This window comes from Fredinandcohnia quinoae, assembly GCF_022427965.1.
Classification (GTDB): Bacteria; Bacillota; Bacilli; order Bacillales; family Bacillaceae_L; genus Ferdinandcohnia; species Ferdinandcohnia quinoae.
Genome location: NZ_JAKTTI010000046.1, coordinates 23,545 through 30,016, shown reverse-complemented (window position 1 = coordinate 30,016; position 6,472 = coordinate 23,545). Strand labels below are relative to the sequence as shown.

Below are 6,472 nucleotides of genomic sequence, written 5' to 3'. Positions count from 1 at the left end.
CAGACGTTGCCACAGGATGTGGCGTTCTTAGTCTGAGTTCCTTAATTTCAGTCGGTTTTGAACACCTCTGAATTGAAAATGATTTGCATTCATCTCACCACTTATAGAAGTGGGAGACTTATGCTGAATAAAGTTAATCTTGATTTAATTGACTTCTTACTTCAGAATATTCAATTCCATGTGCTTCAGCAACTGCTTTATATGTAACATACCCATGCAATGTATTGATTCCCTTTAACAATGCTTCATTTTCTAGACAAGCTTGCTTGTATCCTTTATTTGCAATTTGAAGTGCATATGGGACTGTTACGTTCGTTAAAGCCATTGTAGACGTACGAGGTACAGCACCTGGCATATTTGCTACTGCATAATGGACAACACCATGTTTTTCATAAGTTGGGTCATCATGAGTCGTGATTCGATCTGTTGTTTCGAATATTCCACCTTGGTCGATTGCGATGTCTACAACAACTGAACCTGGAGCCATTGATTTAATCATTTCTTCCGATACAAGTTTAGGTGCTCTTGCTCCTGGAATAAGTACTGCACCAATTACAAGATCAGATTCCTTAACAGCTTCAGCAATATTCAGTGGGTTTGACATTAATGTTGTGATGTCTGAACCAAAGATATCATCTAACTGGCGCAGACGATCTGGACTAAGGTCAATTACAGTTACTTGTGCTCCTAAACCAATCGCCATTTTAGCGGCATTAGTTCCTGCAACCCCACCACCGATAATTGTTACTTTACCTCGATGTACTCCAGGTACACCTGCAAGAAGGATTCCTTTTCCACCATGTGGCTTTTCTAAAAATTGTGCACCGATTTGTGTTGCCATCCGACCTGCAACCTCACTCATCGGCGTTAACAGCGGTAAGGAACGATTTGGAAGCTGAACTGTTTCATACGCAATTCCGATTACTTTTTTATCGATTAGAGCTTTTGTTAGTTCAGGTTCTGGAGCTAAGTGCAAGTATGTGAATAAAATTAAATCCTCACGAAAGTATTGGTATTCCTCATGAATAGGTTCCTTAACCTTCATGACCATATCCATTGACCACGCTTCACTTGCAGTTTTTACGATTTTTGCACCCGCTTCTATGTATTGCTCATCAAAAAATCCAGAGCCTAGACCAGCATTGGTTTCAATATAAACCTCATGACCAGAGCTTACTAAGTTAACAACACCAGCCGGAGTCATAGCCACTCGATTTTCGTTATTTTTAATTTCTTTAGGTACCCCAATACGCATTATAAACACTCCCCTAAAAGATTATCATTATGAAAACACTTACATTTTAACATAAAAAAGATAATTATCCATATATTGAACCATTTTACTTCATAAAAAGATAATTTCGAAATGTTCATTAATTCTTCAAGTCTATGACAGTTCATATAAAGGTTATGGTGATATAATTTTTATAGAAAGACATTCTTTTATTTTGGAGGTTGATAGTTATGGGACTAACATACAAAAACGTTCTTGTAGCTGTGGATGGTTCAAAGGAAGCTGAATGGGCTTTTAAAAAGGCTATCGAGGTTTGTAAACGAAACCAAGCTGATTTAGTCATCTCCCACATTATTGATATGAAGCAATTTGCAACACTTGGAGCATATGAATATACGATGGCTGAGAGTTCTGAAAATTACGCGAAGAGACTTATCAACGATTATAAAAATCAGGCAATTGAAGCTGGTGTTAATCATGTTGCAATAGATATTGAATATGGATCTCCAAAAGTTAAAATTGCGAAAGATATAGCACCTAAACATAATATTGATCTTATTATTTGTGGGGCCACCGGCTTAAACGCAGTAGAGCGCTTTTTAATGGGAAGTGTTTCAGAGCATATTACAAGATATGCAAAATGTGATGTACTCGTAGTAAGAACACAAAAAGATACTGAATAAGATTAGAACAAAAAAATCGTGAGAATTCACGATTTTTTTGTTTGTGAGATACGTTCCAATACTTTTCGAATTTCGTTAAAGCCTGTTCCACCGAGGCTATTTCGGCGGGCAACAGCGTTTACTGGAAGTAAAACTTCGAATATATCATTTTCAAATAATGGTGATGCCTCTTGATATGTTGATAATGGTAAATCTAATAAATAGATTCCTTTCTCAATACATGTTAATACAAGCTTTCCAACAATCTCATGTGCTTCTCGAAATGGAACACCTTTTGCAGCTAAATAATCAGCAAGCTCTGTCGCATTTGAGAAGTCTTTCTTTACTGCTCTAGACATTACCTCTTTGTTAACCTTCATCGAGGAAATCATCCCCGAAAAGATTTTCAAAGAACCAGTTACCGTCTTAACAGTATCGAACATTCCTTCCTTATCCTCTTGCATATCCTTGTTATATGCTAGTGGAGTACCTTTTAAAACGGTTAATAAGCCAATTAAATTTCCAAACACTCGACCTGTTTTCCCTCTAATGAGTTCAGCCATATCCGGGTTCTTTTTCTGTGGCATTATGCTGCTTCCAGTCGCAAAGGTATCATCTAGTTCGATAAAATTAAATTCAGTCGTTGACCATAAGATTAATTCCTCACAGAACCGGGAGAGATGCGTCATAATGAGTGAGCTATTACTTAAAAACTCGATGATAAAATCTCGGTCACTTACCGCATCGAGACTATTTTCATATATTCCTTCAAATCCCATTAATTCGGCACTATAATGTCTATCGATGGGAAAGGTAGTACCAGCTAGTGCTCCAGCCCCAAGGGGAGAAATATTGATTCGTTTAAGTGAATCTTGTAATCTCTCTGTATCCCTTTGAAACATCCAATAATAAGCAAGTAAATGATGTGCAAAAGAAATCGGCTGTGCCCTTTGTAAATGAGTATAACCAGGGATGATTGTTTCAACATGCTCACTCGCTTGAGTGTAAAGGGCATGCTGCAATTCTTTTAGCAATTGGATAATTTCATCAACTTGATTACGTAAATATAAGTGCATATCAGTCGCAATTTGATCATTCCTACTTCTTCCTGTGTGCAACTTGCCTCCGACTTGCCCAATTTCATCGATGAGCATTTTTTCGAGATTTAAGTGAATGTCCTCTTGTGCAACAGAATACTCAAGTTCATGATTCTTTGCTTTTTCAAGTAGTGTGAGTAGACCTTCTTTTATTAAAGTTGCTTCTTCATCCGTGACAATTTCACATTTATTAAGCATCGTCACATGGGCAATACTGCCTTCGATGTCTTCTTTCACTAATTCCTTATCAAAGGAAATCGATGCTCCGAATTCATCTACCCACTCTTCTGCACTTTTTGTAAATCTTCCACCCCAAAGCTTCTTCATACTTCAACCTTCTTACCATTTACAATGCTGTTAACTTTCGTTGGTAAGCCCCATAATGAAATAAAACCGACTGCTGCGCTATGGTCAAATTCATCATCAGAAGTATAAGTAGCAAGCTTCTCATCATATAGTGAATTATTTGATTTACGGCCCTCTATAATTGCATGTCCCTTAAATAGCTTGATTCGAACTACACCATTTACATTTTTTTGTGTTTCTTTTAAGAATGCTACTAATGCATCCTTTAACGGAGAGAACCATAACCCGTTATAGATTAATTCTGTCAGTTTTTGCCCAATTACTGGTTTAAAATGGGCTACCTCTTTTACTAAAGTAATGTCCTCAAGCTCTTTATGTGCTTTTAATAGAGTAATAGCTCCCGGGCATTCATATACTTCCCGAGATTTAATTCCGACTAGTCGATTTTCAACGTGATCAATTCGGCCAATTCCATGCTTTCCAGCTACATAATTTAGTTCCAAAATAAGCTCCGCTAACGAATATTCCTTACCATTAATTGTTTTCGGTACACCTTGTTCAAACCCGATCTCGATAATTTCAGGAGTATCTGGTGCTTTTTCAAGAGCAACCGTTAACTCATATGCTTCTTCTGGCGGAGACATCCATGGATCTTCCAAGATTCCACATTCATTACTTCTTCCCCATAAATTTTGATCAATCGAAAAAGGACTATCTAAATTAATTGGAATTGGGATATTATGTACTTTTGCATATTCGATCTCTTCCTCACGTGACCATCTCCACTCACGGACAGGTGCAAGCACTTCTAAATCAGGATTAAGAGCTTTAATTGAAACCTCGAAACGGACTTGATCATTCCCCTTTCCTGTACAACCGTGGGCAACTGCTACTGCATTTTCTTGTTCCGCAACTTCTACGAGCTTTTTAGCAATTAAAGGTCGCGAAAGTGCAGAGACTAATGGATATTTTCCTTCATAAAGTGCATGTGCTTGTAATGCGGCAAGCGCAAATTCGTTTGCAAATTCCTCTTTCGCATCAATCACATGAGATGATATTGCCCCTACCTGTATTGCCTTTTCTTTAATAAACTGTAAGTCTTTTCCTTCACCAACATCCAAACAGCATGCTACTACATCATATCCTTGATCTTGAAGCCATTTTATCGCGACACTTGTATCTAACCCACCTGAATATGCTAAGACAATTTTCTTTTTAGACATTTACTTTTTCCTCCTTATGTTGAATATTAATTCACATTAGTTAATATTTATACAAACATAATAGTAATACTTTAACAACTCTTTTGTATTTTTTCAATAGTAAAAATTAAAATAAGTTTTTAGATGGAAAGAATATAACTGTTAATGTAAAATGATAGACAGGAGTACTTCTTTAGGAGTGGGTACGTTGGAAAATTACTTTATATATGATGAGCGCCTAGGTATTTCCTTGCCAAATCTTGAGAAGGAATGGGAAGAATATCAGGAGGAGACTCAACATCGGATTTTATTATACTGGGAGAAAATAAGGGGACATATACCAGACAGAATTGCAGAAATAGAAGTGATCATTAATAAAAAACAAGATGAGCTTGGGAATGAAATGAACTTTATTCGTTCCTGTGAGCTTAACTCTGAAATATCTGAACACGCTTCAATTATTAATGATTTATGGCTATGGTATCGAATGAATCAAGGTGTATCGGAGAAGGTGCACTCATAATGAACAGGACTAATCTCTTTTGCAGATTAGTCCTGTTTCCTATAGATCCTTCTTTAGTTCACGAACGACATGACCTAGTTCTGGAAGAATAAGCTTTGTCATGGCAAGCTTAACCGCCCCGCTAGAGCCTGGTGTAGAAAAGATGGCTGTATTATCTCTAATTCCTGCAATTGCTCTTGAAAGAATTGCCGCAGAACCTATATCTTCTGTATAGCTTAACATCCGAAATAGTTCACCAAAACCGACAATTTCCTTTTCAATCAATTGTTGCACTATTTCGATAGTCACGTCTCGTTTCGCAATTCCTGTACCACCATTTGTAAGGATAATATCAATATCATTATTTTCGCATCCACGAATAATTGCATGTTGAATTGCTTCCTGCTCATCCTTCACGATTTCATAATCAATAATCTCATGTCCGTACTCATTAAGCATAGAGATCATTAACTGTCCACTTTTATCTGTTTCCATTGTACGAGTATCACTAATCGTGATTATCTTACATTTTACATTCTTTGGGGCTTCTGATTTATGTTCATTCACACTCACTTTACGCTTCCTCCTTTTCCTTCAAGAAACGTAAGCGATAGTAATGATGAGCGAAATCTGAAACCTGTCTCGTTAATTGATAGTTCATTCCAGCTCCAACTGCCATGCTTACTAATGGAATCCCTTGAATTATTTTTTTGCGTAATAATGTGATTGCCAAGGCTTTTAGAATATGCTTTAAAGGTAACGAGAGCCATGTCTCATTTGTTAACTCCTCTGATCCTTCGTAGAAAAAGTGATTTTGATAAGAATCATCAATTTCATCGACGAGCATCTCCCACCCTTTATAACTCATTCGTTTCGGTAATGTAGCAGCATGGAATACTTTTAGTGAGGTCATCATTTCATAAGGAGTATTTACTTCATATCCATATGACATAGCAATAAGTTGTATAATTCTTAGATTAATAATTGTCAATGCTGGAATATCAGTCCCAAGTAATACAAAGCCTCCCGTCCCAGAAAGGCTGCCGTGTGCAAATGAATATAGTCTATGCCTTGCTATTTGGTGCTCGGCAAGATATGTAAGCTGTTCAATATTTAATTCCTTTAAATCCGATATTTCCTCAATATCTTTTTGAAAAATCCGTGCAGAAGTTAATATTCTCTGTCTTGCATCCATTTGAATTTGTGAACCTTGTAGAATTGCATTTAAATGAAACAGCCAATTATCCAATTTTAAAAAGAATTCATTTCTCACGTTTTCTGGAATAAGCTTGAATGACTGATCTAACCATTTATCATATGTCATTTCAAAATCCGTAGGTTCATATTGATACAATTTCTCTGACCAACTTTGAATTTCCTCAAAAACCTTTTCCTCACGCTCTGTGAAAGCCACTTATAGCCCCTCCGTTTCAATCACCATATCTACAGAGAATTATAACATAAAGTGA

At 36.7% G+C, this 6,472-nt stretch carries 7 protein-coding genes; 2 read left to right on the top strand and 5 right to left on the bottom strand.

The genetic code is table 11. The features are described from left to right. Positions 1–133: 133 nt before the first annotated feature. Positions 134–1,255, bottom strand: coding sequence for an alanine dehydrogenase (gene ald / locus MJG50_RS19880; protein ID WP_240257522.1), 1,122 nt, complete (start codon positions 1,253–1,255; stop codon positions 134–136). 209 nt (positions 1,256–1,464) lie between these two features. Between ald and MJG50_RS19875 the strand changes: the two genes are divergently transcribed. Beyond that, positions 1,465–1,917, top strand: coding sequence for a universal stress protein (locus tag MJG50_RS19875; RefSeq protein WP_240257521.1), 453 nt, complete (start codon positions 1,465–1,467; stop codon positions 1,915–1,917). Positions 1,918–1,943: 26 nt separating this feature from the next. Here the strand turns inward: MJG50_RS19875 and argH are convergent, their stop codons facing one another. Together argH and MJG50_RS19865 are read right to left on the bottom strand one after the other, a co-directional pair. Further along, positions 1,944–3,320, bottom strand: a complete 1,377-nt coding sequence (gene argH, locus MJG50_RS19870) for an argininosuccinate lyase (protein ID WP_240257520.1) — start codon at positions 3,318–3,320, stop codon at positions 1,944–1,946. Then, on the bottom strand, positions 3,317–4,522 hold the full coding sequence (locus MJG50_RS19865) for an argininosuccinate synthase (RefSeq protein ID WP_240257519.1): 1,206 nt from the start codon (positions 4,520–4,522) through the stop codon (positions 3,317–3,319). The genes argH and MJG50_RS19865 overlap by 4 nt, the downstream gene beginning before the upstream one ends. Positions 4,523–4,709: 187 nt before the next feature. Between MJG50_RS19865 and MJG50_RS19860 the strand changes: the two genes are divergently transcribed. Continuing rightward, positions 4,710–5,024 carry a hypothetical protein gene (locus MJG50_RS19860; RefSeq protein ID WP_240257518.1) on the top strand — a complete coding sequence of 105 codons (315 nt, stop codon included), beginning with the start codon at positions 4,710–4,712 and terminating at the stop codon, positions 5,022–5,024. Positions 5,025–5,063: 39 nt separating this feature from the next. On the opposite strand, the gene MJG50_RS19855 is transcribed toward MJG50_RS19860, so the two are convergent. Together MJG50_RS19855 and MJG50_RS19850 are read right to left on the bottom strand one after the other, a co-directional pair. Next, positions 5,064–5,576: a MogA/MoaB family molybdenum cofactor biosynthesis protein gene (locus MJG50_RS19855; RefSeq protein ID WP_240257517.1), complete on the bottom strand. Its 513-nt coding sequence runs from the start codon at positions 5,574–5,576 to the stop codon at positions 5,064–5,066. Between the two features lies 1 nt (position 5,577). After that, complete coding sequence (locus tag MJG50_RS19850; RefSeq protein WP_240257516.1) at positions 5,578–6,417, bottom strand: EcsC family protein; 840 nt, start codon at positions 6,415–6,417, stop codon at positions 5,578–5,580. Positions 6,418–6,472 lie beyond the last annotated feature (55 nt).

Bases quoted from the DNA above. Each gene is read 5' to 3' on its own strand.
- argH (WP_240257520.1), bottom strand. From the start codon at position 3,320: ATGAAGAAGCTTTGGGGTGGAAGATTTACAAAAAGTGCAGAAGAGTGG.
- ald (WP_240257522.1), bottom strand. From the start codon at position 1,255: ATGCGTATTGGGGTACCTAAAGAAATTAAAAATAACGAAAATCGAGTG.
- MJG50_RS19865 (WP_240257519.1), bottom strand. From the start codon at position 4,522: ATGTCTAAAAAGAAAATTGTCTTAGCATATTCAGGTGGGTTAGATACA.
- MJG50_RS19875 (WP_240257521.1), top strand. From the start codon at position 1,465: ATGGGACTAACATACAAAAACGTTCTTGTAGCTGTGGATGGTTCAAAG.